Annotated in this window: 20 protein-coding genes; 9 read left to right on the top strand and 11 right to left on the bottom strand. The window is 53.1% G+C overall.

Going from position 1 to position 25,069, the window contains the following annotated elements:
* Positions 1 to 350: 350 nt before the first annotated feature.
* Positions 351 to 941 (bottom strand): helix-turn-helix transcriptional regulator, encoded by a 591-nt coding sequence (locus H6F94_RS11105; protein WP_190802276.1) that lies wholly within the window; start codon positions 939 to 941, stop codon positions 351 to 353.
* Between the two features lie 1,112 nt (positions 942 to 2,053).
* On the opposite strand from H6F94_RS11105, the gene H6F94_RS11100 reads away from it, so the two are divergent.
* From H6F94_RS11100 to H6F94_RS11090, 3 genes are all read left to right on the top strand, one after another.
* Positions 2,054 to 2,248, top strand: a complete 195-nt coding sequence (locus tag H6F94_RS11100; RefSeq protein WP_190802275.1) for a DUF4089 domain-containing protein — start codon at positions 2,054 to 2,056, stop codon at positions 2,246 to 2,248.
* Entirely contained in the window at positions 2,245 to 3,678 is a 1,434-nt protein-coding gene (locus tag H6F94_RS11095; protein WP_190802274.1) for an AtzE family amidohydrolase, read from the top strand. Before H6F94_RS11100 ends, H6F94_RS11095 begins: the two co-directional genes overlap by 4 nt.
* A gap of 268 nt (positions 3,679 to 3,946) precedes the next feature.
* Positions 3,947 to 7,234, top strand: a complete 3,288-nt coding sequence (locus tag H6F94_RS11090; protein WP_190802273.1) for a PAS domain-containing sensor histidine kinase — start codon at positions 3,947 to 3,949, stop codon at positions 7,232 to 7,234.
* Between the two features lie 22 nt (positions 7,235 to 7,256).
* On the opposite strand, the gene H6F94_RS11085 is transcribed toward H6F94_RS11090, so the two are convergent.
* Both H6F94_RS11085 and H6F94_RS11080 read right to left on the bottom strand, forming a co-directional pair.
* Positions 7,257 to 7,679, bottom strand: coding sequence for a hypothetical protein (locus H6F94_RS11085; RefSeq protein WP_190802272.1), 423 nt, complete (start codon positions 7,677 to 7,679; stop codon positions 7,257 to 7,259).
* 242 nt (positions 7,680 to 7,921) lie between these two features.
* Complete coding sequence (locus H6F94_RS11080; RefSeq protein WP_190802271.1) at positions 7,922 to 9,145, bottom strand: bilin-binding protein; 1,224 nt, start codon at positions 9,143 to 9,145, stop codon at positions 7,922 to 7,924.
* 982 nt (positions 9,146 to 10,127) lie between these two features.
* Between H6F94_RS11080 and H6F94_RS11075 the strand changes: the two genes are divergently transcribed.
* The gene (locus tag H6F94_RS11075; protein ID WP_190802270.1) at positions 10,128 to 10,334 is read left to right on the top strand and encodes a hypothetical protein; all 207 of its coding nucleotides are present in this window, start codon (positions 10,128 to 10,130) and stop codon (positions 10,332 to 10,334) included.
* 204 nt (positions 10,335 to 10,538) lie between these two features.
* Here H6F94_RS11075 and H6F94_RS11070 read toward each other — a convergent pair whose 3' ends face one another.
* Together H6F94_RS11070 and H6F94_RS11065 are read right to left on the bottom strand one after the other, a co-directional pair.
* Positions 10,539 to 11,423 (bottom strand): alpha/beta hydrolase, encoded by an 885-nt coding sequence (locus H6F94_RS11070; RefSeq protein ID WP_190802269.1) that lies wholly within the window; start codon positions 11,421 to 11,423, stop codon positions 10,539 to 10,541.
* A 47-nt stretch (positions 11,424 to 11,470) separates the two neighbouring features.
* Positions 11,471 to 12,949, bottom strand: coding sequence for a CoA-acylating methylmalonate-semialdehyde dehydrogenase (locus H6F94_RS11065; protein WP_190802268.1), 1,479 nt, complete (start codon positions 12,947 to 12,949; stop codon positions 11,471 to 11,473).
* Positions 12,950 to 13,040: 91 nt separating this feature from the next.
* Here H6F94_RS11065 and hpxZ point away from each other — a divergent pair, with 91 nt between their 5' ends.
* Positions 13,041 to 13,442: an oxalurate catabolism protein HpxZ gene (gene hpxZ / locus H6F94_RS11060; protein WP_190802267.1), complete on the top strand. Its 402-nt coding sequence runs from the start codon at positions 13,041 to 13,043 to the stop codon at positions 13,440 to 13,442.
* A 74-nt stretch (positions 13,443 to 13,516) separates the two neighbouring features.
* On the opposite strand, the gene H6F94_RS11055 is transcribed toward hpxZ, so the two are convergent.
* Both H6F94_RS11055 and H6F94_RS31655 read right to left on the bottom strand, forming a co-directional pair.
* Positions 13,517 to 14,848, bottom strand: coding sequence for an alkaline phosphatase D family protein (locus H6F94_RS11055; RefSeq protein ID WP_199320340.1), 1,332 nt, complete (start codon positions 14,846 to 14,848; stop codon positions 13,517 to 13,519).
* A 26-nt stretch (positions 14,849 to 14,874) separates the two neighbouring features.
* A complete protein-coding gene (locus tag H6F94_RS31655) occupies positions 14,875 to 15,114 on the bottom strand; it encodes a hypothetical protein (protein ID WP_199320339.1) in 240 nt (79 codons plus the stop codon).
* Between the two features lie 332 nt (positions 15,115 to 15,446).
* On the opposite strand from H6F94_RS31655, the gene H6F94_RS11050 reads away from it, so the two are divergent.
* Positions 15,447 to 16,001, top strand: coding sequence for a thioredoxin family protein (locus tag H6F94_RS11050; protein WP_190802266.1), 555 nt, complete (start codon positions 15,447 to 15,449; stop codon positions 15,999 to 16,001).
* 52 nt (positions 16,002 to 16,053) lie between these two features.
* Here H6F94_RS11050 and H6F94_RS11045 read toward each other — a convergent pair whose 3' ends face one another.
* Both H6F94_RS11045 and H6F94_RS32925 read right to left on the bottom strand, forming a co-directional pair.
* A complete protein-coding gene (locus H6F94_RS11045; RefSeq protein WP_190802265.1) occupies positions 16,054 to 17,166 on the bottom strand; it encodes an FHA domain-containing protein in 1,113 nt (370 codons plus the stop codon).
* A gap of 224 nt (positions 17,167 to 17,390) precedes the next feature.
* A complete protein-coding gene (locus H6F94_RS32925) occupies positions 17,391 to 18,794 on the bottom strand; it encodes a DUF3747 domain-containing protein (RefSeq protein WP_190802264.1) in 1,404 nt (467 codons plus the stop codon).
* Positions 18,795 to 19,370: 576 nt separating this feature from the next.
* Here H6F94_RS32925 and H6F94_RS11035 point away from each other — a divergent pair.
* The 3 genes from H6F94_RS11035 to H6F94_RS11025 all read left to right on the top strand — a co-directional run bounded on the left by H6F94_RS11035 (position 19,371) and on the right by H6F94_RS11025 (position 22,295).
* On the top strand, positions 19,371 to 20,306 hold the full coding sequence (locus tag H6F94_RS11035; protein ID WP_190802263.1) for a nucleoside hydrolase: 936 nt from the start codon (positions 19,371 to 19,373) through the stop codon (positions 20,304 to 20,306).
* Between the two features lie 110 nt (positions 20,307 to 20,416).
* Positions 20,417 to 20,956 carry a GNAT family N-acetyltransferase gene (locus H6F94_RS11030; RefSeq protein ID WP_190802262.1) on the top strand — a complete coding sequence of 180 codons (540 nt, stop codon included), beginning with the start codon at positions 20,417 to 20,419 and terminating at the stop codon, positions 20,954 to 20,956.
* 163 nt (positions 20,957 to 21,119) lie between these two features.
* Entirely contained in the window at positions 21,120 to 22,295 is a 1,176-nt protein-coding gene (locus H6F94_RS11025) for an aminotransferase class V-fold PLP-dependent enzyme (RefSeq protein ID WP_190802261.1), read from the top strand.
* 39 nt (positions 22,296 to 22,334) lie between these two features.
* Here the strand turns inward: H6F94_RS11025 and H6F94_RS11020 are convergent, their stop codons facing one another.
* Positions 22,335 to 22,928 carry a GDSL-type esterase/lipase family protein gene (locus H6F94_RS11020; RefSeq protein ID WP_190802260.1) on the bottom strand — a complete coding sequence of 198 codons (594 nt, stop codon included), beginning with the start codon at positions 22,926 to 22,928 and terminating at the stop codon, positions 22,335 to 22,337.
* Between the two features lie 15 nt (positions 22,929 to 22,943).
* Positions 22,944 to 24,902 carry a S9 family peptidase gene (locus H6F94_RS11015; RefSeq protein WP_190802259.1) on the bottom strand — a complete coding sequence of 653 codons (1,959 nt, stop codon included), beginning with the start codon at positions 24,900 to 24,902 and terminating at the stop codon, positions 22,944 to 22,946.
* Between the last annotated feature and the right edge of the window lie 167 nt (positions 24,903 to 25,069).

Genomic DNA, 25,069 nt, shown 5'->3' with positions numbered 1-25,069 from the left:
GATGTACTCTTAGCTAGTTGGTTTTCACTCCTCTTTAGCTGCGCTTTAGTTGCGTTTTAGTTGCGTTTTCAGGGGCGCTGTATAAATGCTTTTACTGGATTGTCAGGTACCCGTTGATGTACTTGTTAGCCTGACAAAGTTAGCTAGTGAAAGTTAGCTCGTGAGTTTAGCTCATGACAACACAGCATAGCTGCCCTAGCCACAGCAAAAACAAAGCGCAGGACCAGTCCTGCGCTTTGTCAAGTTTGTAGTGATGTGTGTTCCAGAGGTTTAGCCTGCTAGAGACTTGGCGTGCTAGGGACTTAGCCTGCTAGAGACTTGGCCTGCTAGAGGTTTGGCCTGCTAGAAAGTCAGACCGCTAAGGGACAATCAGTTTTACGCTTGAGGTGAATGTTCTTCATGTGCTTTCTGACTGTGTTGATCGTGATGAACAGGCTAGCAGCGATTTCTTTATAGGTGTGGTTAGCTCGGTACAGCAGCCAAATTTCAGTCTCCCGTGGGGTTAAGCCGTATTTGTGCGCGTCTGCCAGCAGTCGGTTTTGGGCAGAACCGTAGCAGTCTTCTAGAGTCACGAGGATCAGGCGCTGTTTGGCTTGGTCGAGTTGCAGCCATTGAACTCGAAGGCGGAAAGCTGTTGAACGACCATTTAAAATCTCAGTTTCCAGAACAGCCTGTGAATTGGTAGAGCTACTCTCAATTAAAGATTGGCAGACTTGCCAAATAACTGGAGGAATCGGGATGGGCTGAGCTAAACTCTGAGCGAGTTGGCAGCAGATGCGACGGCCTGGTTCGTTGGTGTGGATCAGTCTACCCTGCTCAGTCAAAATCAAAATACCGTCAATGAAGCTTTCGATCACGCCTTGAAACAGTAAGTGTTGTTCAAAGTCATGGAAAAAGTGGTCGTCTAACCGTTCGAGTTGGTTGGTGGTCGCGATAGTCATGGCGGGAACTTGAGTAAGGGCTGTTAATGAGGTGCAACATGATTTTGATCTCGGTAGTATGCATGACCTGGACTGAACCATTCGAGTCGTCAATGAGTAATTGATGCAACCAGAACGCTAAGGGTGCGTTGAGGCTGGCCAGTTAATTGACAGCTGATAAGGAGTAACCTCCATAAGCTGTATTTTGTAATCAGGATTTTTTCATCGTCAACTCCTAGAAGTATCGAAACTTAAGACATATTCCGTTACAGCTAGCTTTAACCCCATGAAAAGCTTTCACAGGACTTCACCCGCTGTGGAGCTTTGGCAGAGGTAGTTATTACCTTACACAGATCACGAGGACAGACCCTATTACCCACAAGGGTACTTTGATTAAGACTCTGCTAATGCAGTCTTCTAGTTCTTAAATGTATTCCAAAATGTGTTCTGCAAAAAGCTTATTGAAGAAGCCTGATTTAAGAGAACTGAATTGTGCATTCAGAACGTTGGTACAAGTGCCTACTGTGCCCCTGGATTAAAGCTTTGAATTAAAGCTCTGGATTAAAGTGCAGCTTAAGCTTAGTAGCTTCGCATACAAGGCTCTGTTTGTTTTGATAGGTGCGGGTAAGCTGTCTTACAGTGGTGCGTGATCTTGTTGATGAGATAACCCAAAATCTTGGAAGGGGCAGGGAATCCTGAAACGGCTAGCCGAAATCGAAGAACGCTACCCCGGAAGCCTAGAACGGGGAGTCGAAGTCAAAGAACACTACCCCGAAATCGAGAAACGGGTAAGCGAGATCGAAAAACGCTACCCCGAAATCAAAGAACGCCGCCCCGAAATCGAGAAACGGCTAGCTGAAATCGAAGAACGCTACCCCGGAATCGAACAATCTGGAGCAGTTGCAGCTTAGGACCAGGGCGAGGAGACCTCGCCCCTACCGTGATCTGTTGTATGGGTAGGGTTAAAAGTCTTGTCTCTACCGCAATCTGTTGTCGTGGGTAGGGGCGAGGTTTCCTCGTCCTTTCAGCCATAGCAGAGAAGCCAAACAGGAAAAGTGCCAGATATAACCCTGCCTCAGCAGGCCCTCTGGCATCATGCAGGGTGGTCGTGTGATTGCTGTATGAGAGATGCGATGCCGCAGAACCCAACTGCTTTTGAGCCTGGGGAGTATGTAGACTTGATGGCCCAGTTATTGGAGCTGCCAATCACGCCAGAATATCGCCCCGGTGTGATCGGCAACTTTGCCAGAACCACCGCGATTGCGCAACTGGTGCTAGAGTTTCCCCTGCCTGAAGAGATTGAAGCTGCGCCGGTATTTGAGCCATGAACCTACATGCCGATGCCATTGCCATTGCAACTGCCGTACGTGCCGGGGAGCTGAGCGCTAAGTCAGTAGTTGCGGCGGCTCTAGAGCAAATTGCAGCGCAGGATAAAGCCCTCAATTGTTTTACAACGGTTACTGCCGAGGCAGCCTTAGCCCGAGCTGTCGAAATCGATCAAATGATTGCTGCTGGTCAGGATCCAGGTCCACTGGCAGGAGTGCCCTTTGCGGTCAAGAATTTATTAGATGTTGCAGGTCTGACCACTCTGGCTGGAGCCAAGATCGAAGCTGAGAAGCCTGCTGCCACTCAAGACGCCACGACCGTCAGAGCGCTCAAGCAAGCGGGAGCCGTTCTGGTTGGCGCGCTCAATATGGATGAGTATGCCTATGGCTTCACCACGGAAAATGCGCACTATGGTCCCTGCCACAACCCTCACGATCTAGCCCGCGTCGCAGGTGGCTCTTCCGGTGGATCGGCGGCAGCGGTGGCAGGTGGCTTGGTGCCGTTGACTCTCGGCTCCGATACCAATGGCTCAATTCGAGTTCCCGCAGCTTTGTGCGGCATCTTTGGCCTAAAGCCCACCTATGGCCGAGTGTCGCGGGCAGGAGCGTTTCTGTTTGCGGCCAGCCTCGACCACATTGGTCCCTTTGCCCGGTCGGTGCGCGATATCGCGGTGGCGTTTGATATTCTGCACGGGCCGGATCCGGCTGACCCAGTTTGCTCGACCCGTCCGCCTGAACCATGCCTACCCCAGCTAGCTCAAGGCCCGCAGCTTGAAGATATTAAAGGGTTGCGTATTGCCGTTGCCGATGGTCATTTTGCTAAAGGTGGACAGCCAGAAGCCTTTGCTGCGGTAGCCCAAGTGGCACAGGCTTTGGGCGTTCAAAAGCAGGTGACTCTGCCAGAATCCCATCGTGCCCGGGCAGCGGCCTACGTGATCACAGCTTGCGAGGGTGCCAATCTGCATTTTGCCAATCTGCGCAAGCGGCCCGGCGATTTTGACCCAGCAACCCGCGACCGCTTTTTGGCAGGGACGATGATTCCTGCACCCTGGTACATCCAGGCCCAACGCTTTCGGCGCTGGTATCAGGCGCAGGTGCGACAGATATTTGAGAGCGTTGATGTGATTCTGGCTCCCACCACACCTTGCTCTGCGCCTCTGATTGGTCAAGAGAAAATTGTCCTAGATGGTGAAGAGGTGCTGGCCCGTCCCAATCTAGGGCTCTACACACAACCGATTTCTTTTATTGGTTTACCAGTGTTGTCGGTGCCCATTCACCGTCCGGGGGCACTGCCTTTGGGGGTGCAACTGATTGCTGCCCCATATAACGAAGCGCTACTCCTGCGGGTTGCCGCTGTGCTGGAAGCGGCTGGCGTGATTTCGGCTCCTATCACATCTAGCTCAGGGCATAAGATGATTGACGGTATGGGCTGACGACATAGGATAGATACAGCTCAAAGGCCCAGGTCTGTGCTTAGGCGCTTGCTGTTACTAGGGCGGTAGAACTGGTACCGGTAGAGCTAGTGGAGCTGTGCAGGTTCGTTGGGGTTGGTAGGTGTAAGCGGCACTGCTTGATTTGCTTACTCCGTTCTGCCGAACAGGTTTCCTTGGAGATAGAAGGGAGGGTAGGAGCCCATTCATAGCCCCGTTTCACAGCTCCATTTCTGTATATGTAGCTCCAAGCCAAACCTGAGGCTAGCTCATGACTCCTGAATCTGAATCAGAGGCCCGCCTGAGCGAGGCGTTGACAACCTTGGGTCAGCAAGCGAGTGAACTGGAGGCTTTACGAGCCGAGCTGAAGCAAACTCAGACCGCCTTGCAGTGCCAAGAAACTGCTCTGCAACAGGCTGAGGCTAGGTATCAAAGCCTGTTTGCCAGTGCGGTTGTCGGTATCTTTCAGGCTTCCCCACAGGGCTATTATCTGAATGCTAATCCAGCCTTAGCTAACCTCTATGGCTATGGCTTACCCGAACAATTAATTGCAGCGCTCACAGATATTCCCCAGCAGCTTTATGTTGAGCCGAACCGCTGGTCGGAGTTAGTGGAGCAAATCCAGGCGCGGGGTAAGGTCGTCAAGTTTGAGTCTGCGGTTTACCGCAGAGATGGCCAGATTATCTGGATCTCTGAGAGCGTGGGCTCGGTCAACAGGGAAGATGGGACGCTGCTTTATTACGAAGGCTTTGTTGAGGAAATTACTGAGCGCAAGCAAGCTGAGGCAGAGCTGGCAGCCAGCCAGCAGTTGCTGAAGAGCTTTATGGACAGCATTCCTGGTTCCGCTTTTATCAAAGATGCTGAAGGACGCTACCTCTACGTCAACGCCAACGCCGAGCAACTGGTTGAACGCACTCTAGCTGAGATTGTGGGCAAGACTGATTTCGACCTCTTCCCGGCGGCAATGGCGCAACAGCTGCGGGAGAATGATGCGGCCACTCTGGCGTCTGGTCAGACTGTGCAGTACACGGAGGTATGGCCGCAGACAGATCGAGACCAGAGCTGGCTAGTTTGCAAATTTCCCTTTGAGGATGCTGATGGACAACGAATCCTCGCCGGTTTAGCCATTAATATTACCGAGCAAAAGCGGACTGAGGAGGCGCTGCGCCAAAGCGAGGAGCGTCATCGACTGGCGGCAGAGTTAGCCTCTGACTACACCTATGCCTTCAACCTTGAGCTTGATGGAACTATCCGACGCCAATGGACGAGCAGTGCCTTTGAGCGTATTACAGGCTTCACACCCGAAGAGTGCGATACGCGCGGTTGGCATTTACTGCCGCATCCAGATGACCGGGGTTTTCTGACGGAGCGCATGGCGGTGATTCGTGCTGGACAAGCTCAAGTCAGCGAGTACCGGATCCTGACCAAAAGCGGTAAAACCCGTTGGCTGCGGGATACGATTCGCGCTCAACTGGATCCACAACGGGATGTTATTCGAGTTTACGGAGCCGCTCAAGACATCACCGAGCGCAAGCAAGCCGAACAGGCCCTACGGCTGAACGAGGAGCGCTTGCGCCTGGCGGTTGAACAGGTGCCTATAGACGTTTTCAATCAAGATCGATCCCTTCGCTATACCTGGGCTTGTAACCTTCAGTTTGCAAATAGTGTAGAGGAACTTTTGGGCAAGACTGATGCCGATTTATTTCAGCCTGAAGACGCTAAGCGCCTGACTGAAATTAAACGGCGAGTGCTGGAAACGGGCATCGGCGCAAGGCAGGAAGTTCAATTTAATTGGGATGGCGAAATCGCCTACTTCGACCTTACGATTGAGCCCTTCCGCGAGGGGGAGCAAGTCGTCGGTATTCTGGGTGCAGCGGTTAATATCACAGAGCGCAAACGAACGGAGCAGGAACTTCGCCAAGCTCAGGAATATCTGGAGCAGCGGGTTCAGGAGCGCACTGAGGAATTAGCCGCCTCTCAAGCCCAAATGCAGGCAGTTCTAGACAACACACCCGCCATCATTTACATCTTGGGTGTTGATGGTCGGATGAAGTTTGTCAATGCCGAATGGTATAGAGTCTTTGGCCCCCTATTTGGCAACTCAATCGAAGGTCGTCATCTCACCGAATTTCTCACGCCTGAGCATGCAGAATACTTCTTGCGTGAGAATCAGAAACTCTTAGTAGAAGACAGGATAATTCCCTTTGAGAATGACCAGCTTTTAGCAGATGGCATTCATACTTTCTTGAGGATTAAGTTCCCTTTAAAAGATACTAATGGCGAAGTTTACGCCTTCTGCGGCGTCTCACTCGATATCACACAACGCAAGCAAATAGAAACTGCCCTAAAGCGCTCTGAGGCACAACTTCGGGCAATTGTGGATCATGCACCACTGGCTCTCTACATCACTAGTGCTCAGGGCACTGAGTTCGTCAATCAGTACTGGATTGACTGGATGGGGCTTGCTTCTGAAGAGTCTCCAAACAACAGTTGGCTTCAACGGGTGCATCCGGAGGACCGGGCGCGTGTTTTGCAGGAGTACGGCAAGGCTAAGGCTAATAACTGGGACTATGGAACAGAATATCGGTTGATTGACTCAGCAGGTAAGGTCTTTTGGGTCATGGACCGCATCGTTCCAATCCACGATGAAGCGGGACAAGTGTTGTTCCAACAGGGGTTCTGTGTAGATATTACTGAGCGCAAGCAAAACGAAGAACGTTTGCAAGCGCTAACCCAACAATTGCAACAACAGAATGAGCAACTAAAAGAGGTTTCGCGGCTGAAGTCAGATTTTCTGACCAATATGTCCCATGAGCTACGCACGCCTCTGACCTCAATTCTAGGGTTTTCGAGCGTTCTGCTCCGGCAAGTGTTTGGTCCATTAAATGCTAAGCAGCAGGAATATTTGTCTCTAGTTCATAGTAGTGGCACTCATCTGCTGGCTCTGATCAATGATTTGCTGGATCTCGCCAAGATTGAGGCAGGCAGGCTGGAACTGAATCAGGAGATTGTTAATCTGCTGGAGTTGTGCCAGGGTGCATTACGCATGGTCGAAGTGACCGCACTGAGCAAACGACAACAACTGAGCCTAGTGCAACCGTTGGCTATAGAGTCGATTGTGGTAGACGGCCAGCGGGTGTTGCAGATGTTGTTGAATTATCTGTCAAACGCCGTGAAGTTCACACCAGAGGGAGGCACCATCAGCCTCAGTAGCCGCTTAGCTTCGTTTCAAGATTTGGTGGCGCAGAAACTGCCAGATAGCAGGGTGGAGGAGGCTCCTCGCTTCTTGGTATTGTCGGTTCAAGATAGTGGAATTGGGGTTGCCCCCGAAGACCAACATTTGCTGTTTCAGGTCTTTCAACAGGTGGATGGTGGCGTCAATCGGCGCTATGAAGGCACAGGTTTAGGACTGGCGCTCACTCGCTTATTGGCAGAGCTGCACGGCGGTACGGTTTCATTTACCTCGACCCTAGGTGTAGGTAGTACTTTCTCGATTTGGCTGCCATTGGAGCAGCCCGCTGCTACTTTGGATGCGGCTGATGCAACGACCCAAAGCTAAGAACAAGTCCTAAGAACAAGTGCTAAGGACGAGTCCTTGGTTGCAATGCTAGTCGCAGTTGGTAATGTTGCTGTCGCCAGAGCTGTCGCCAATAGTCAACCACCGTTTCGCTGTAGTGAAAGCGTTGGCATTCTTCGCGAATCACCTGTCCTAACCAATCGAGCACACCCAAGTCAGCGCAGCCACGAATTGATAGGGCACAGGCTTCGACCCAAGCGGCAAATTTGCGATAGCTGACAAACTGCCCACCGCGATCTTGGCGATGCACAAATAGTTGGTGAGGCCAGTGCTCGATTCGGCAGATGAGATGTTCGGGAATGCCGAGAAATTGCGCAACTTGAGCTAGAGAAAGGCAAAGCTGCGGCTGAAGAACTTGGGTCAAATGCATGGCTAATCTAAGGCGATTTGGGGGCAATTCGGGGGCAATTTGGGTGCGAGTTTGCATAGGGAAGTAGTGGGGCAAGCCACCACGAATGATGAAATGCCCCAACCCGTAGCAGACCTGTCCCACCCCTCGAACTAAGGGCCGGATAAGGCAAGTGCTAAACTTCCCACTAGCCGCCCGGTTGATGGTATCAACCTGGGGGGTCAGTTCCCCAGAGTTTGATTAAGACTCTGGGGGACGCAAGGGTCCAGCTACTTGAAATGGAAGATACCAGGGCTGAAGAAGAGAGTCAAGTAGATGTTTTATGGTTTGTCAAAGATCACCGCATAGTTCTGGTCAGAAAAATCCCTGTTCCCATTGCATTTAGCCACTGGCTTTGAATGACTAGAACCTCGTTTGTTATTGCTTAACCAGGCGGCGACGGGTGGATTCATCGACATCGATTTGTTGGCAGATGCTTTGTTACAACTCGTTCTAGGTGTCTCCTCAAATGTGGTTGCGGAGAAAAGTTTGTGCATGTTCATCAAGTAGGGCCTAAACAGCGCCATCTGCTGCGCAGGAACCAACCGCGACATATTGAACTCAAGATGTTGCAGCATCGTGCGCACTAGCTTCGAACTCACGCCTAGCCGGGGGTAAAGCAGAAGACATAGAGGAAGCAACTCCTTTTGCACTGGCCGAAAGCTAGCCTCTAAAACACATTGGCAAAGATAAGTCTGGAACAGCTCCACATCTCGAATGCTCGATTGTTGAACCGCAGGCTCTAGCAAACTGCCACCATTGCTGCAATAACCAGGAAACTGACGGCAGGTTTGGGCAAACACTAAGTAAGCAATCTCGCTACTGACTGGCAGGAGAGTATGAACCGCTCGCAAAGCGGCTGAACTTGATTCATGTTCGGCTGCCGCTTCATAGCAAGCTTGCAACGGCAGGTACATGTGGTCGTTCATCACTTGTAAGTAAGGCTCAAAGCAAGCCTGTTCCATCAGCGTGAGCTGCTGAAGCAAACCCACAATCGTGTAGTGCACATGCATGCCCACAAAGCCCAAGACCCGACCATCATGCTGGGTATAGCGCTGCCGAACCCGACCAAACTCGCGGCTGGCCTGGGTTGAGAGTTGGTCTGGACTGCGCCCAGCCGTAAAAAGATCGAGCACCATTTGAAACAGCCTGCGATTCTTGACCGCAATCTGCAAGGGATCCAAATGGCGGGGATCGATCTGCTGCTGTTGCAAGCTCTCGTCGAGCAGATTATGCGTGAGCGCCAAGGCTCGGCCAGCAACCAGTGGCAGAATCACCGCAACTTTCTGCGTCGTCTGCACCCGCAAAGAATCAGGAATGCGATCCGCTGGAGCGGAAGCTACCAACGCTGGCCGGTGTAGCTCCGTAAAAGTGGAGTGTCGCCGCAGAGAATCAACGTATCGCCGCGCCCAAAGGGTAATCAGTGAGGGAGTATAACGAGGCTTGGCCTCACGCCGCAAAACCTGCGCCCGCACATGCTTGGCAAACCAAAGCTGCTCTTCCATGATCTTCAGACATCTAGACAGATTGCTAAGCGAAGTAGTAGATGCCTGATACCCCTGCGCCTGAAACCTGAGCTGGCCCCTTACGCAGTTCGTCACTGGATGCAGATGCGATTACCCTAACATTACGTAATCTAAGCAGCAACGCCCTCCTATGTCCTAATCATCACAATCGCAGCACCCATCAACGGTCGGCCTTGGCAATTAGAGTAAGCCAGTTAAGGCTCTGCCAATAGGCAGAGAAAAAAGGGAATAGAAGCGCAGAGCTAGCCAGCCTTGGGCTGCCTATACATGCCTATACATATGGATACCTGCACATCTAGATTGCTAGCAACAGGATTCTGGGTTCTCATCCTTATTTTGGCTTCACAGGATCAAACTCTACGGCTGCGCAATTCCTTAATTTGAAACTGAGATTTGATTGAAGGAATGTTGCGGGGATCGTGTGTAGATTAAAAACTGTTGCGGCTGCCGGATCCCCTTGTTAGGCTCGATCGAGTAGGCGAAAGCCAAAGTCCGGCACAGGAGGAAGCTATGCTACCCCATCTGCATCTACACTCAACTGGATCCGCCACAAATCACTGGGACACCAGTTCAGTCAAGGGTCAGGCATAGGGCTACAGGAGTCTCAACCCAGCCAAACCTCAGTCGCACAAAATTTTGTAGGGTCCGCGACGGCTCGAACACCACAAATCGAACCCGGCAAATCGAACCCGGCAAATCCAACCCAGTAACGCTTACAGAACGCCAACTAGCGCTAACTAGTCCCAACTAGATCAACACGCCAACAGGATGCGCTCGGGGGGGCAACCCATCCTTAAGCCCAGGCTCGCTTGGGCTCTAGCCTCTGCAATGTTGAACAACGTTTGAGGGAAATTTCCCTTCTCAGTTTTGGCCGCTCATTGCGTAGCAGCTTGTCTGCTGCCTGAACTGGCTATTGCTCAGCAAAATTCGGCCTGCATGTGCAGGCAAAAAAAGGGTGACTATGATTCAGGAATTTCTGGACATTGTGGGTACTTGTCCTGCTCATTTATCCAATGAGCAACTGCGAACTATTTTGGATGACCCGTTATTGCTGACTGAGGTCATGTCTCTGGTCGATCAATTGCGTTCGAATCAAATTACTGTCACAGAGTTCAATTTGCGAGTCTGCATTTGCCTAGTGAGCCATCAATTGCAAGCAGCTTCGTAAATCGCGCAGTCCTCATTTAGAGAATGAGGACTGCAAATCAAAACCCCACCACCTACAGCACCTCCTCTTGCCAAGGGGAGGTCGGGAGGGGTCGAATGGGTAGCGATTAAAAAGTGAGTTGGGATAGCCGTTTAGGACTTGCTCAGTTTCGGAGCAAGTCCTAAACGGTTTGAGGCTTTCTCTCTAGACCAAAATCTAACAATCCTAGTGACCAAAAAAGATCTTAATCACGTTGGGTATTCGGCGCTGCCAAGATTCTTCCGTGTGATCCCCCGCTGGATCTTCCACCACATACAAGTCATCATTCAGCCGATAGCCAAAATCCTTTTGCAGTAGATCCCGCATCTCTCGGCCTCTTGCCGTGGCTCGTTCCTCAATAAACGAATTGTGCTCCCCACCTGTGCGAATTAGGCCCCAATCCAGATAAATCTTCAAGCGTTTCTCTGGGCTCTGGAGGGTAGGACGCGCTAAGTTAAGCAGCTTGGACGAGCGTAGGGAACTCATGAACGAGAGACCCGGCATGGAGTCTAGTCCTACCCAAAAAGAGGGAGATAGTGCTCCCACCAATCCGAACTGGTTAGGATGCCACATGCCAAGACAAAACGCAGCCAGCCCACCATGAGATGAGCCCAAAGTCATCGTGTTTTGGGCCTCTCTCAGCGTTCTGTAATTGGCGTCAACAAAGGGCTTTACGGCATTGACTAAATAGGATGAATAGCCATCTACACCACAGCATTCCCGTTGCCAAACTGGGGCATGGGTATATTCCCGATCCCGATTCAAAGGGTGGACTGCAACCACAATCAGCTTACGAATTTGGTTGTTCTGATAGAGGTTGCTCAGAACATTCGCCATGTCCCAAGATTTACCAACCGCCCCATCGGGAAAGAACGCAGTATCCCCGTCGTTCATGTAAACCACGGGGTAGTGTTCCTGGCTAGTCTCGTAATCACGGGGCAGAAAAATATGCACTTTGCGTGGCTTATCCTCTGCCCTAACCTGCAAAGCATCGTAGGTATGAAAGAAACCCCCAGAATGCTTTTCATCGTGGAACCAACCCAGTTGGCCACCTTTGGTAAACTGCGCCATTCACTTCCCCACGCTTTGCTAGACCGATCCAGAAATTCAGAATAAGCTCAAAACTGGCGCGACCAATCGCGAGGCCAGCGCTCGACCACGACTTTGGTCTGAGTAAAGAACTCAACGGCGTGATGGCCCTGCCCATGCAAATCCCCGAAGAAGCTTGCCTTCCAACCGCTAAACGGAAAGAAAGCCATCGGGGCCGCCACGCCGATATTGATGCCGATGTTGCCTGCTTCGGCTTCGTAACGGAACTTGCGGGCTGCGGCTCCACTATTGGTAAATAGGCAGGCCATATTGCCGTACTCGCCACTGTTGACCAGCGCGATCGCCTCATCAATGGTTTCTAAATGGATCAAGCTCAACACCGGACCGAAAATTTCAGTTCGTGCGATTTCTCCCGCCGGATTCACATTTTGCAAAATCGTCGGTCGCACAAAGTTGCCCCGTTCATAGCTTGGGATCTTGGACTGACGACCATCTACCAACACCGTTGCGCCTTCGTCCGCCCCTTTTTGAATCAGCCCTTCGATCCGCTCTCGGCTTTGCGCCGTGATTACTGGCCCCATCTGCACCCCCTCATCCAGGCCAAAGCCAACCACGCGGGAACTGGCCGCAGCGGCAATGGCTTCAGTAAAGCTCTGTCGAGCAGCGCCCACAGTTACTGCTACCGAAGCTGCTAGACAGCGCTGTCCCGCACAGCCGAAGGCACTATCCGCCGCAATGCGAGTGGTCATTTCAATGTCCGCATCAGGCAGCACGATCACTGGGTTCTTGGCCCCGCCCTGACACTGGGCGCGTTTGCCATTGGCGGAGGCGCGGCTGTAGACGTAGCGAGCAACTGGGGTCGAGCCCACAAAGCTAATCGCCCGGACGGCGGGGTGGTCCAGAATGGCATCGACGGCTTCTTTGGCGCCATTGACCAGGTTGACCACTCCCTTGGGCAAGCCGGTTTTATCCAGCAGTTGAAACACCTTTTGCAAAGTCAACGGAACCCGCTCCGAGGGCTTGACGATGTAAGTGTTGCCACAGGCGATGGCATAGGGCAAAAACCAAAAAACAATCATGCCCGGAAAGTTAAACGGGCAAATCGCTGCTGCTACGCCTACCGGTTGCCGAATCATCAGCTCATCTATGCCTTGAGCAATGTCTTCGGCGGTATGACCTTGCATTAAAATTGGGATACCACAGGCCACTTCTACGTTCTCAATTGCCCGTCGCATTTCACCCTTTGACTCGGTCAGAGTCTTGCCGCATTCGAGGGTGATTGTGCGAGCCAGGTCGTCGAAGTGCTCTTCGAGCAGATTTTTCAGTTTGAACAGGTATTGCACGCGCTCCATGGGCGGCGTGCGTCGCCAACCTACCAATGCTGCTTGAGCTGCCTCAGCTGCCTGATTAACTTCATCAGCTGGTGAAAGGGGCATCCTAGCCAGCACTTCAGCAGTTGCAGGATTCATGACATCAAGATGTTCAGTTGCGCTGGAGGCACACCACTCACCATTAATGTAGTTTTGGACAACGTTCAAGTGGGTCATAAGGTAAGGGCATTGATGCGACTCTTCTCATCTTGCCGTAACCTCCTCATCCCTGAAATTGCTAACAAAATAAAATTGCTAATGCACAAAGATGACTTCTGATGCTAACAAGATGATCAATATTCCTGAAGTAGTCGCAGAGGTGACGGCAGCTTTCAACCGCTATGAGGTTGCCTTGATAGGCAATGACGTTGCCGTTCTAGATGAGCTGTTCTGGAATAGTCCCCACACCATCCGCTATGGTGCCACCGAGAATCTCTATGGTTACGAGGCAATTGCCCACTTCCGCCAGAACCGCGCTCCTATCAATTTGCAGCGGGTCTTGTTCAATACAGTGATCACCACCTACGGGCGAGACTTTGCCACTGCCAATACCGAATTCAAGCGACAAAGCTCTGAGCGGCTAGGCCGCCAAAGCCAGACCTGGATCAGAACCGCTGAGGGCTGGCGCATTGTTAGCGCCCATGTCTCGGTATTGCTAGAGCCTAGTTAGCGCTTACTTGGGCGATTGCCTTGGCGCTTACCTCATTAGCTTCTAGGCTTTGGGCTTGCTAAACTTTGGGCTTATTAAGCTTCAGGTTGCAGATCGACCTGATAGAGCTTATTGCCCGTGAGGTTATGCAGGCTGACGCTCATCACTTGGCTATCGCCGTCAATCTGAACTTGACCAAAGAACTGGAGCCCTTCACTGGGAGGTCGGTTCGCTTTCATGCCATCAGGCACGCTCTGGAAACGCACTTCTGGACCAAACGTATTATCGAGTTTGTTAGGCCCAAAGGTGCCGGAATGTAGTGGTCCTGCCACAAATTCCCAGAAGGGTTTGAACTCAGTGAATTGCGCTTTGGCTGGGTCGTAATAATGGGCAGCGGCGTAATGCACATCGGCAGTGAGCCAAACGACATTGCGAATGTTGTTTTGTTTGATGAAACGCAAAAGATCGGCGGTTTCCAGTTCGCGCCCCAACGCTGGACCATCGCCATTCGCTCCATTTTCAAAGGCTGTTTGGCCATCTGCCACCACCAAACCAATTGGCATATCACTAGCGATTACTTTCCAAGTTGCTCTTGAGGCTTTCAATGTTTGCTTGAGCCAGCGTGTTTGGTCGCTACCCAAAAAAGCGGTTTCAGCACTGGTAGTGGTTTGGCGGTTAGCCGTATTTGGCCCTCGATAACTGCGCTGATCGAGCATCAAAATCTCCAGCGAAGGCCCATAGTTAAAGCTGCGATAAATGCGCTCTGGGTCACTGGGTTCAAAGCGGATCGGCATGTATTCCAAAAACGCCTGTTTTGCCCGTGCGGCTAAAACATCACAGCTCTTAACGGTGTAGCGATCATCGTCGGTGAGCATCTTGCCCGGAAACCAGTTATTGTGCGTTTCATGGTCATCCCACTGACTGAGCATGGGCACCTGTGCATTGAAACGTCGCACCTGCTCATCTAGCAAGTTGTAGGCATAGTTGCCGCGAAATTCGGCCAGAGTTTCGGCAACTTTGGCTTTCTCAGGTGTCGTCAAGTTTTTCCAAACGCTGCCATCGTCGAGTTTGACTTCAGACAGAATTGGGTTATCGGCGTAAATATTGTCGCCAGAGTGAATAAAGAAGTCGGGATTGAGCTGGCGCATTGCCTCGTAGATCTTCATGCCACCCCACTCTGGGTTGATGCCCCAACCCTGTCCCGCCGTGTCACCTGACCAGACAAAGCGAATGTCTCGATTGCCTGCGGGAGCAGTGCGCAAGCTGCCCGTAACTGGTGCACTGGTCAAACTAGAATCAGCCAGATCTTGAAAGCTCACCCGATAAAAAATCTGCTGTCCTGCGGGTAAACCAGTGAGGTCAACTCGCGCTGTGAAATCGCTGCTGTCAAGAGCTTCTGGCCCAACAATTCGTCGTGCGTTGCGCAAAGACTCGTGGGTTGAATATTCAACAATTAGGCGAGCTGGCCGGTCAGTACGGCTCCAACTATCGCCCGATTGCCACTGATATCGCCACTGGCAACACCATAGGGAATGGTTGGTCTTGCCCGCTTAGAACGAATAATCGCCGGTCCAGAGTTTTGCGCAGAAAGTGGTTTGGCTAAAAGATTAGCTGCAACAATGCCACTTCCGGTCAGCGCAGAATTCAACAAAAAACGGCGGCGGCTGAGGCGATGTGAAAGTCTGCGTTGCATACATACCTTGAGTCATTGATCAGCTATTGTTATCTAGAAAATCTTGCTAAAAAGGGCTTATTGAATAGATGCTTAGATCGAAAAATGAGGCTATCCAGAAACCTGAAAGACTGATTTCGAAAGAAACTTAACTAAATTTAGAGATGGCGTCAAGCTAGCAACATTAAACCGGGCTTAACCGAGGCATAGCATTGCAGCTTGACCGGGAAACTCTGCTAAGTAGTCATCAGTAGTCAATCGGGCAGTGACGCTACCTAAAGCTTGTTAATTAACAGCCTCTGAATTAACAGCCTGTGAATTAACCTGAGAAGTGCAGCTTTCCAGTCAAACCCATGGCTCTGACCTACTCCACCAAACTGGATATCGGCATTCCTGCCCCTGACTTTCAGCTACCCGGCACCGATGGCGAAACCTACAGCCTTGCCAGCTTTGCTCCAGCGCCAGCCCTAGTGGTCGTCTTCACCTGCAATCACTGTCCCTATGCCCGCGCAATTGAGGATCGGTTGATTGCTACTGCCCAGGCTTACCAACCTCGCGGCGCGCAGTTCGTAGCTATCTCTGCCAACGACGCTCAGAACTACCCCGACGACTCCTTCGAAAAAATGCAGGAACGGGCCCACAGCAAAAACTATCCCTTCCCCTATCTCTACGACGAATCCCAAGCGGTTGCCAAAGCCTACGATGCTGTTTGCACCCCAGATCTCTACATCTTTGATGCAGAACGCAAGCTGGTTTATCACGGTCGCTTTGATGACAACTGGAAAGAGTCTAGCCAGGTGACGCGCAAAGACCTGGAACTGGCGCTCGAAGAAGTCTTAGCGGGCAAACCGGTGAGCTTCGATCAGTTGCCTTCGATGGGTTGCAATATCAAGTGGCGAGCGGCTTAGCCTTCAACTACCTCTTGGCCTTCAGCTTAGCCTTCAGCTACCTCAGGCTGGCTCAGACCTCAAATACCCATTCCTGCTCACCGATGACAACTAGCGCTCCAGCGCTCAGCCAGACAGGCTGATTCGGCACCAAGCGCTGCCCATTGACAAAGGTGCCATTCGAGCTACCCACATCCAGCAGTCGGTAGCGCTTACTAGCTTGCCCTTCAGCGACCTGCTGGATCTGAGCATGATAGCGGGAGCTGAGCGGATCTTGCAAAACTAGGCTATTCCTGGGTTCACGCCCAATCGTGAAAGGGTTAGCGGCGAGCGACACCACCGCTCCAGACTTGCGGTGAACTAGCCGCGCCGTTGCCGCTACCGCCGGAGTGGGGTGCATAACAGTCGCAGGTAAGACCGGGGCATCTTGAGCCGGAAGGCTGGCTTTGGCCTCTGGCTCCAGGACAAAAGTGGCCGGTTCCAGCAGCGCTGCTGAAGCTGGGTCAGGGCTAGGCGCCGCGCCAGAAACCAGATTCACCTGCTGCATAGGGGACATCAAGGGTTGCATGAGGGGTCGCCCTGCCTCGGCAATCTGCGCTTGCAGACCCGCCTGGTAAGTGGCCTCAGCTCTAGCGCTCAAGCCCTCCATCTGACGAATAACGCCTGGACCTTGAGGAAAGCTGACGTCACTCACGCGCACATCTTCCAGGGCGAACCCCAGGGGATAGGCGATTTCCGCATGATCCAACAGATATTGCCGCACAAACACGCGCCCCTGCTGCGTGAGTTGCTGAACGGTCAACTGTCCAATTGCAACTCCCATACTGTCTTTGATCGCACTCGTCAGCGCAGCAATCGGATCTGACAACTCCAAGGCAACCCGTTTGGGGTCAACGACTTGGTAAATGGCGCTGAGCGAGACGTTAATTAAGAACTGATCTTGAGATAAAAAGTCGCCCTTAGAAACCAGCTCCAGGTTACGCAGTTTGGTATCAACCAGAACTAGCTCACACTTTTCCAACCAGGGAATCGCAAAGTTAAAATAGCGGCCCGGCTCCATGCGGCGAACCAACTGACCATTCTTGACCAGCAGACCTACCACGCCAGCATCAATAAAGTTCATGGTCAGGCCCGCCCAGCGTTCTGGGGTCAGGGTTTGGATCAGCGGTGGCGAACTGCTAGACATAGAGCCATCCCCAGGAGAGCACTTGGCACAAGAACAGACGGAACGAGAACAAACGGGATAAAAAACTGCCAGGGAGCAGGGTGCTTCCAATGGTAAGCTCTCCCCCTGCCCCCTGGCAGCCACTACTTCTCACACCACACTCACGCCGGACTCAACACACACTCATTCACAACTCACTACACACCACACTCCGCATCCTGGTGCTTCTAGAGCACTAGGCGATTTTAGAATTCGGTCTTGACACAGTTCAGCATCCGCAGCGTTGCCGCAGCAGCGTAGTTGCGTTTGGCAGCTGAATCAGGAGCAAAGTTGGTGCCCACTTCATTCAGCGGCGAAGCAACTCGGCAGTAGGACGACATCTGTCCAACCAGTGGACCTGCCCAGTGGCGACCAGTATCCGAAAAGGTCAGCTCGGCTTGCTTGGGCGTTAGGGTTGTGCTCAAGCCTCGCTTGGCCTTACCGAACTCAGCCGCCCGACGCAGAACTGCCATCAGCTCGGCGCGGGTTACAGGCTGGTTAGGCCGGAAGCTGCCGTCCTGGTAGCCGCTGACGATCTGGTTGTCACGGGCGAACTGAATCTTGGCTGCACTCCAACGAGAGGCATTAACATCCGGGTAGGGATTGGCCGCAGCTTGAGTGGGCAGTGTGAGGTTGGCATTGGGCAGCTTACCCAGCGCTTCCAACACCATCGACACCAACTGCTCACGGGTCAGCGCCACTTCTGGACGGAAGGTACTGTCCTCAGAGAAGCCCGCCACAAAGCCCTCCGCAACGGCTGCTTCGATCTCCTTGGCATAGACATCATTGCCGATGTCACGGAACTTAGAAGGAACAGCAGGAACAGGATTGGTGGGATTAACCGGCGGCGTCACGACCACAGGACCTGGGAAGATGGGGCCGGGGGTGACCGGAGGCATAACTACGGGGCCTGGGCTGGGGGCCGGGCTGGTGCCTGGGGTTGGCGCGGGGCTTGATCCAGGCATTGGCGTGACTGGAACTGGTGTCCCTGGTGCTGGTGTCACAGGGCTGGGGGTCACAGGTATGGGGCCATTGCCAGCACCAGGGTTGGGTAGAGAGGCAAGGTCTGTATCACTGGTGAGATAGAAGTGACCCAGGGTCTTGCCTTCAAAGGTGCGCTTGGTGAAGCGCCAACCTGGATTCAGATTGATCTTGGCGAAGCCATTGGTCTCGCCATTGACTCTACCGATTTCAACTTCTGGACCGTTGTTGGGGTTGTTAGGTGCACCCAATAAAACGATGTCACCGTTGCGATGGACAACCCGCAAACTGTATCGCAAACCCAAATCTTGCTCTGCCATGCGAATGGAATAACCATTGCTGTCGGTGCTGCGTCCACAAATGCCCGTGAAATCAAATTTCAGCAACAGGGGATCCACCAGGGTTGGGCTAGAACCGGTTTCGCTCCAGCAGGCTTGCTTATCAGAAACCTGCTCTAGAACCAGCAGCTGATGTGCATTGACACCTCGGGGTGCGGCAATGGCAATCATACGGCCTTGGTCAACTTCTTTCTGACCAAAACTAGCTGCAAGTACAGGGCTAATCGCACTCATCGCAAAAGCTGCAGTAGCGAGCGCAATCATTTTGAGGCGAGGCGAAACGTTAATCATGGTGAGTCCCTTTATGGCTGAAAATGCGTGGCGGAATGAGTTTGAGTGGTGGCCTAAGTGGTCGAGCAAATGAGGCGGAGACAGGAAGAAAAGATGACGGAGCCAATCCTGCTTGAATTCCTTTTTAGGATTCCCCGGTTCGGCCTTGTTTTTATTGTTGACGAGCGCTCAAGAATCTAAGGGCACTCGCGTTGTAGTTCCTGAACTGTCCAGCGCCAGTTGAATCGCTAAAGCGCTCAATTCAAGCAGAAGTCATGGCTAGAGCCCATTTCAGGGTTTAACTCTTGCATCTTTAACCACGAAGTCGGCGCTTATTCCTGTTGCAGTTGCGAAACTGTCTTACCGCCTGCGAGCTAAGGAACAAGCTGCCAATGTTTTCGGTCTAGATATGGGCGATCCGGAATATGGGCGCTCTGGAGTTGGAAACCAGAAGAACTCTTGAAGAACTCCTATAGATAGGGATAGGTCAGATAGGGCAAGAGATTAGGCGAAATTGGGCCGCTAGCTGCCTGAAAGCTATCTGATACAAGCTACCTGGAGGTTGGTCCTAGTTCAACTCTGGCTTACACTCTTGCCATGAGTGCCAGACCCCTCCTGATCGACTGTGACCCCGGCCAAGATGATGCAGTTGCCCTCCTGTTGGCGCTAGCCTCGCCTGCTGAACTGAACGTGCTAGGCGTAACCACTGTGGCTGGGAATGTTCCATTAGCCCTCACGCAGAAAAATGCCCGCAAGGTTTGCGAGTTGGCAGGGCGAGCCGATGTGCCAGTCTACGCAGGCTGTCCACGCCCCCTACTGCGTCCTCTGGCGACCGCAGAATATGTGCACGGCCCCAGTGGCCTAGATGGAGTCGATCTGCCTGAGCCAACCCTGCCCCTGCAAGCCCAGCATGGTGTTGACTTTCTAATTGACAGCCTGATGACGGCTAGCACGTCACTGACCGTGGCCACGCTGGGTCCTCCGACCAATCTCGCTGTGGCTATCGTCAAAGAGCCGCGCATCCTGAGCCAAATTGGCGAAGTGGTCTTGATGGGTGGCGCAATTGGTGAGGGCAATGTGACCGCCAGCGCTGAGTTCAATATCTATGTTGATCCGCATGCTGCGCAGATTGTGTTCAGCTCCGGGGTCAAGCTGACCATGATCGGCCTGGATGTCACCCATCGGGTGATCACCACGCCTGAGCGTCTGGCAGCGATTCGTGGCCTCGGCACTCGCGTGGGCGGTGTGACCGCAGACCTGCTCACCTACTACGGCACCTATGACATCGAGCGCTATAGCCTGCCCGGTGGTCCCCTGCATGACCCTTGCGTAATTGCCTATCTGCTCCAGCCGGATCTATTTAAGTCGCGCCCTTTATATGTAGAAATCGAGACGCACAGCGAACTGACCCTGGGGCGCACGGTGGTTGACCTCTGGAACAGCAGTCAGCGAGAGCCTAACGTGAATGTGGTGCAGGCTGTGGATGCTGAGGGCTTCTACACCTTGCTCACCGAGCGTTTGGCCCGCCTTTAGACGGGCCTTTAGAAGGGCTTTGAGAGCGCAGTTAATTTAGCAGTTTGCAGGGTTAACTGATGCTTAACTAGGAAGGCATTGTCCAGGAAGATAGATTTCTGTTCGACACTATGCTCATCCGCGACGCTACAGAAGCTGATTTGCCAGCCATCGTCGAGATTTACAACAGTGCAATTCCCAGTTGCACAGCCACTGCTGATCTAGAGCCAATTTCAGTTGAAAGCCGCCTAGCCTGGTTCCGCGAACATACACCAAACCACCGACCGGTTTGGGTGATGGACACGGACAGTAGCATTGCTGGCTGGCTCAGTTTTCAGTCGTTTTATGGGCGGCCCGCCTATCGCCATACTGCAGAAATTAGTATCTACGTTGCCCCTGAATATCGACGTCAGGGCGTGGGCCGTCAATTGCTCAAACATGCCATTGTCAGAAGTGCTGACCTCGACTTAAATGCCCTGCTGGGTCTGGTGTTTGCGCACAATCATGCCAGTCTGAAGCTACTGGAAGGCTTCGGGTTTCAACGCTGGGGATATCTGCCTCAAGTGGCTGTCCTCAGAGATGACCAGCGCGATTTGGTTATTCTGGGGTTACAACTGAGTAGCTCAAATCTGACCAGGTCGGTCTCAAAGTCAATGGAAGGCTCTATCTAGGAATAGGCGGTGCGCTTAATGCCAATTAGAAAGCTTTTATTACTGTGCGCAGCCCTATATGATGTGGCCGAGCCGGTTCAGCCCGAGAAGACGGGGAGTACCAAAGCGACAACTAGACAACCCTTAAAGCAAGTTCCCTAAACAAGCTCCAAGGAGCACAGTCATGAGCTTCGATTTGCAACGGGCGCGTCAAGAAACACCAGGTTGCAACAACGTGTTGCACTTTAATAATGCTGGGGCAGCGCTAATGCCACAGCCTGTTCTTGATGCCACCATTGAACATTTGCAATTAGAGGCGACGATCGGCGGTTATGAGGCAGCGGCCCAAGCTCAAGCCAAAGTGGAGCGCGTCTATGAGGCTGCCGCAACCCTAATCCAGTGCCATCCAGCTGAAATTGCGATCATTGAGAATGCGACTCGCGCCTGGGACATGGCATTTTATTCGCTTAAGTTTGGTCCTGGTGACCGCATTCTAACGGCAGTGGCAGAGTATGCCAGTAACTACATTGCGCTGCTGCAAATGGCTCATCAAACGGGCGCAATGATCGAAACTATTCCTAATGACGAACAGGGTCAGCTCTCGGTCGAAGCCCTACGCAATATGCTCGACGAACGGGTGAAACTGATTGCGATCACCCATGTGCCAACCAACGGTGGTTTAGTCAATCCAGCTGCAGCCGTGGGAGCAATTGCCCGTGAAGCTGGAGTCTTCTATCTGCTTGATGCCTGTCAAGCGCTGGGGCAACTGCCAATCGATGTCAATGCCATTGGCTGCGACTTTCTCTCAGCAACTGGGCGCAAATATCTGCGCGGTCCTCGCGGCACCGGCCTGCTCTATGTCCGACGCGATCTGATCGAACAATTGGAGCCGCCATTTCTCGATCTCCATGCTGCTGAATGGGTGGCTTCAGAACGCTATGAACTGCGGCCAGATGCTCGCCGCTTCGAGAATTGGGAAACCAACTATGCTGGCAAAATTGGCCTGGGTGTCGCCATTGATTATGCTCTCGCTTGGGGGCTAGATAACACTTGGCAGCGCATTGCAACTCTGGCCGAAAGCCTGCGCGCGCAGCTGACAGAACTGCCTGGGGTTACAGTTCAAGACTTGGGCCAAGAGCGCTGCGGCATCGTCACCTTTACCGCTGCCAGCCTGAGCCCAGAAGCCATTAAACAAGCCCTGACAGCATACAACATTAATGTCTCAGTTTCGCCTCTGGTTTATACTCGGCTAGATATGCAAGCTCGCGGGCTTAATAACTTAGTGCGGGCTTCGGTTCACTACTACAACAGCGAAGCGGAAGTACAGCAGTTTTGCGAAACTCTAGCCGAGATTTTGTAAAAAACCTCTGAGCAATTAGTCTATTGGCTAGGGTTTAAATTAATAAGATTTGAACCAATGGCGCCAGGCAGGCCAGCTTTGCACTAACTCTGCAACTTGAGTGTAGCCTCCTGCACTGGGATGGTAGCCATCGCCTGCCAGGGCTTCCTGCCGCCAGATCGCCGACTCTAGCAGCCAGGAGAAAGCTTCTAGATAAGGAATCTTCAGACCTGCACAAATCTGGCCGAACCGCGTTGACAAATCGCCAATTCTCGAATTTTGCTCAGCATCGGTTACAGGCAGTGGCCCCACCATCAGGACTGGAAACCGTTGCTGAGCCAGACTCAAGATCTGATGAGTATTGGCGAGTGAATCTGCAAACTGAACCCGAGTTTGGCCCTGTTCAATAGTTGTGTCATTCACACCAAAAGAAAACACAACTCTGCCGTCACAAGATTCGGGCAAACGACGTTCCACTTCCGCTTGCCAACGCGCTCGAATGTCGGTTGTGGTTTCGCGCCGAATGCCCAGGTTGTAGTAGGTCAGATCATGGCCCTGCTGCCGCGCCGCTGCACAAACCCTGCCTGTCCAACCCAAGCACTCTGAGTCCCCGGTGCCATTGACAAAGGAGTCACCGACGAAGCAAATTCGCATGCTGGCTTCCCTCCGCTAGAGGTTCTCAATTGGCACAGGTTCAATCGGATCGGCAGGCTCGAACCCAAACACGCGGGCGTAGAAATAGAACTCACCGTCCAGGGCACGCTTGATATTTTCGGCGCGACGGAAGCCATGCTGCTCGCCCACAAAAGCAACGTAGGCGACTGGCAAGCCCTTGGCCCGCAGGGCTTCTACCATCATCTCGGCCTGGTTGGGGGGCACGACCTTATCTTCAAGTCCCTGGAAGAAAATCACCGGGCAGGCCAGCCGCTCGGTGGCATGAATTGGGGAACGGGCCTGGTAGAGGTCTTGGCGCTCAGGATAAGGGCCGATCAGCCCATCTAGATAACGAGCCTCGAATTTGTGGGTGTCGCGGGCCAGGGCTTCCAGGTCGCTAACCCCGTAGTAGCTGGCACCAGCTTTGAAGCTGGTTTGGAAAGTCAGTGCACAGAGAGTCGTGTAGCCCCCAGCACTGCCCCCTGAAATCGTCAGCCGTTCACCGTCCACTTTGCCCTGCTGTGCCAGGTACAAAGCGCCGTTGGTGCAGTCTTCGACATCGACAATGCCCCAGCGGTCCCGCAGCCGTTGCCGATAGGCCCGTCCATAGCCGGTGCTGCCGCCATAATTGACATCCAACAGTGCAAAACCGCGACTGGTCCAATACTGCGTGCGCAGGCTCAAGACGCTTGAGGTTGCCCCGGTTGGCCCACCGTGGCTCTTGACCAGCAAGGGCGGGCGCTCCCCCTCTAGGGCCCGGTAGTCGCAGTTTTGGGGCGGATAGAAAAAGGCATAAGCCGTTAAGCCGTTGCCGGTAGGAAACTCGATGACTTCCGGTTGGGATAGGTAGCTTGTGCCGATCGTGAGTTCGCTGGAGCGGCGCAGAATCTCTGGCGGGCTCCCCAGGCGGCTGAGGTCCAGTTGCACAACCGACGTGGCTTTGGTTGGGGAACCGGCACAGAAGGCGACTCGTCCCGGTGCCACCTGCAAGGAGCTGATTTCGGTGTAGGGCGTTGCAATTGGTTCCAGCTTGAGCGTGGTTGTGTCGAGGCTGGCCAGTTGCCAGGTGCCACGCTCGTTGTAGGTGCAAATCAGTTGATTGGCTGAGGCAAAGCCGTAGGTGCTCATGCCGAACACCCACTGTGGCAGGCCGAACTCAGCCGCCATCGGTGCCAACGGTTCGAGCTTGCCGTTCTGCCAGCGGTACAGATTCCACCAGTCAGTTCGGTCGGAGACGAAGTACAGCACACCGTCCGGCGACCATTCGGGTTGGAAGATAGACTCCTCCAGCCCCCCGGCGACCTGTTCCAACTGGCCCAATGACCCATCCGCCTGAAAGCTGCCTACCCAGAGTTCGGTGCCATCCCAGGGCAGGTTGGGGTGATGCCAGGTGATCCAGGCTAGGCGTGAGCCGTCGGGGCTGAGGCAAGGCGAGGCGTAGAAGTCATTGCCACTGACTAGAACTTGCTGGTCCCCGCTGTTCAGGTCCACGCTTACCAGCGTGTTGATCGGCTCATGACCGCCCTGGCTATGGTCCTCGCGCACACAGATCAGCCGTTGACCTGCGGCGTCAACTACAGCATTGGCGTAGCGGAAAGCAGCTTCTGGGGTGATTGGCTGGGGTGAGCCGCCGGGCTCCTGCCGGTAGAGGCGCTGGTCGGCAAAATTGGAGAAATAGACCATGCCCTGCGCAACCGTGAACGCACCGCCGCCATACTCATGAACTCGGGTGCGAACGTTGAAAGGGGCTGGGGTAACGTCACTGATTTGGCCGTCGGTCTGGCTGTTTATCTGGTCATCAGGAGTTCGACGCACGAGCACGTTGCGGCCTGCCTCGGTGGGGCGGCTCTCAGTCCAGTAGGTATCGTCCCCGTCTAAGGCAACCTGCCCCAGTCCTATGGTGCCCGCCACAATGAGGTCCGAGGTGATGGGTGATTTCCAGGTGCCATAGGGCGAAACCTTGGGTTCAGCCATGATTTTGCTTTCTCTCCGACCTACTTGGTGACCTACAGGGATAATGGTAGGCCGAACCGGTGTCTGAGCTAGCGCTGGTATGGCACCCCGAAGACAACTGTTGGCAACGGCTATTGGCAGAATCGCCCACCGACTCAAGGCTTTGCTGCTTCACCCATATTTCTATT

Origin of the sequence: Leptolyngbya sp. FACHB-261 (assembly GCF_014696065.1) — a bacterium.
Classification (GTDB): Bacteria; Cyanobacteriota; Cyanobacteriia; order FACHB-261; family FACHB-261; genus FACHB-261.
The sequence above is the reverse complement of the archived record's forward strand: the minus strand, read 5'-3'. Positions and strand labels throughout refer to the sequence as shown.

What these genes read in the sequence shown, in the direction of transcription:
- H6F94_RS11100 (WP_190802275.1), top strand. Translation starts at nt 2,054, where the DNA reads ATGCCGCAGAACCCAACTGCTTTTGAGCCTGGGGAGTATGTAGACTTG.
- H6F94_RS31655 (WP_199320339.1), bottom strand. Translation starts at nt 15,114, where the DNA reads ATGCAACGCAGACTTTCACATCGCCTCAGCCGCCGCCGTTTTTTGTTG.
- H6F94_RS11095 (WP_190802274.1), top strand. Translation starts at nt 2,245, where the DNA reads ATGAACCTACATGCCGATGCCATTGCCATTGCAACTGCCGTACGTGCC.
- H6F94_RS11020 (WP_190802260.1), bottom strand. Translation starts at nt 22,928, where the DNA reads ATGCGAATTTGCTTCGTCGGTGACTCCTTTGTCAATGGCACCGGGGAC.
- H6F94_RS11015 (WP_190802259.1), bottom strand. Translation starts at nt 24,902, where the DNA reads ATGGCTGAACCCAAGGTTTCGCCCTATGGCACCTGGAAATCACCCATC.
- H6F94_RS11050 (WP_190802266.1), top strand. Translation starts at nt 15,447, where the DNA reads ATGGCTCTGACCTACTCCACCAAACTGGATATCGGCATTCCTGCCCCT.
- H6F94_RS11025 (WP_190802261.1), top strand. Translation starts at nt 21,120, where the DNA reads ATGAGCTTCGATTTGCAACGGGCGCGTCAAGAAACACCAGGTTGCAAC.
- H6F94_RS11075 (WP_190802270.1), top strand. Translation starts at nt 10,128, where the DNA reads ATGATTCAGGAATTTCTGGACATTGTGGGTACTTGTCCTGCTCATTTA.
- H6F94_RS32925 (WP_190802264.1), bottom strand. Translation starts at nt 18,794, where the DNA reads ATGATTAACGTTTCGCCTCGCCTCAAAATGATTGCGCTCGCTACTGCA.
- H6F94_RS11080 (WP_190802271.1), bottom strand. Translation starts at nt 9,145, where the DNA reads ATGGAAGAGCAGCTTTGGTTTGCCAAGCATGTGCGGGCGCAGGTTTTG.
- H6F94_RS11035 (WP_190802263.1), top strand. Translation starts at nt 19,371, where the DNA reads ATGAGTGCCAGACCCCTCCTGATCGACTGTGACCCCGGCCAAGATGAT.
- H6F94_RS11065 (WP_190802268.1), bottom strand. Translation starts at nt 12,949, where the DNA reads ATGACCCACTTGAACGTTGTCCAAAACTACATTAATGGTGAGTGGTGT.
- hpxZ (WP_190802267.1), top strand. Translation starts at nt 13,041, where the DNA reads ATGACTTCTGATGCTAACAAGATGATCAATATTCCTGAAGTAGTCGCA.
- H6F94_RS11105 (WP_190802276.1), bottom strand. Translation starts at nt 941, where the DNA reads ATGACTATCGCGACCACCAACCAACTCGAACGGTTAGACGACCACTTT.
- H6F94_RS11070 (WP_190802269.1), bottom strand. Translation starts at nt 11,423, where the DNA reads ATGGCGCAGTTTACCAAAGGTGGCCAACTGGGTTGGTTCCACGATGAA.
- H6F94_RS11085 (WP_190802272.1), bottom strand. Translation starts at nt 7,679, where the DNA reads ATGCAAACTCGCACCCAAATTGCCCCCGAATTGCCCCCAAATCGCCTT.
- H6F94_RS11090 (WP_190802273.1), top strand. Translation starts at nt 3,947, where the DNA reads ATGACTCCTGAATCTGAATCAGAGGCCCGCCTGAGCGAGGCGTTGACA.
- H6F94_RS11030 (WP_190802262.1), top strand. Translation starts at nt 20,417, where the DNA reads ATGCTCATCCGCGACGCTACAGAAGCTGATTTGCCAGCCATCGTCGAG.
- H6F94_RS11045 (WP_190802265.1), bottom strand. Translation starts at nt 17,166, where the DNA reads ATGTCTAGCAGTTCGCCACCGCTGATCCAAACCCTGACCCCAGAACGC.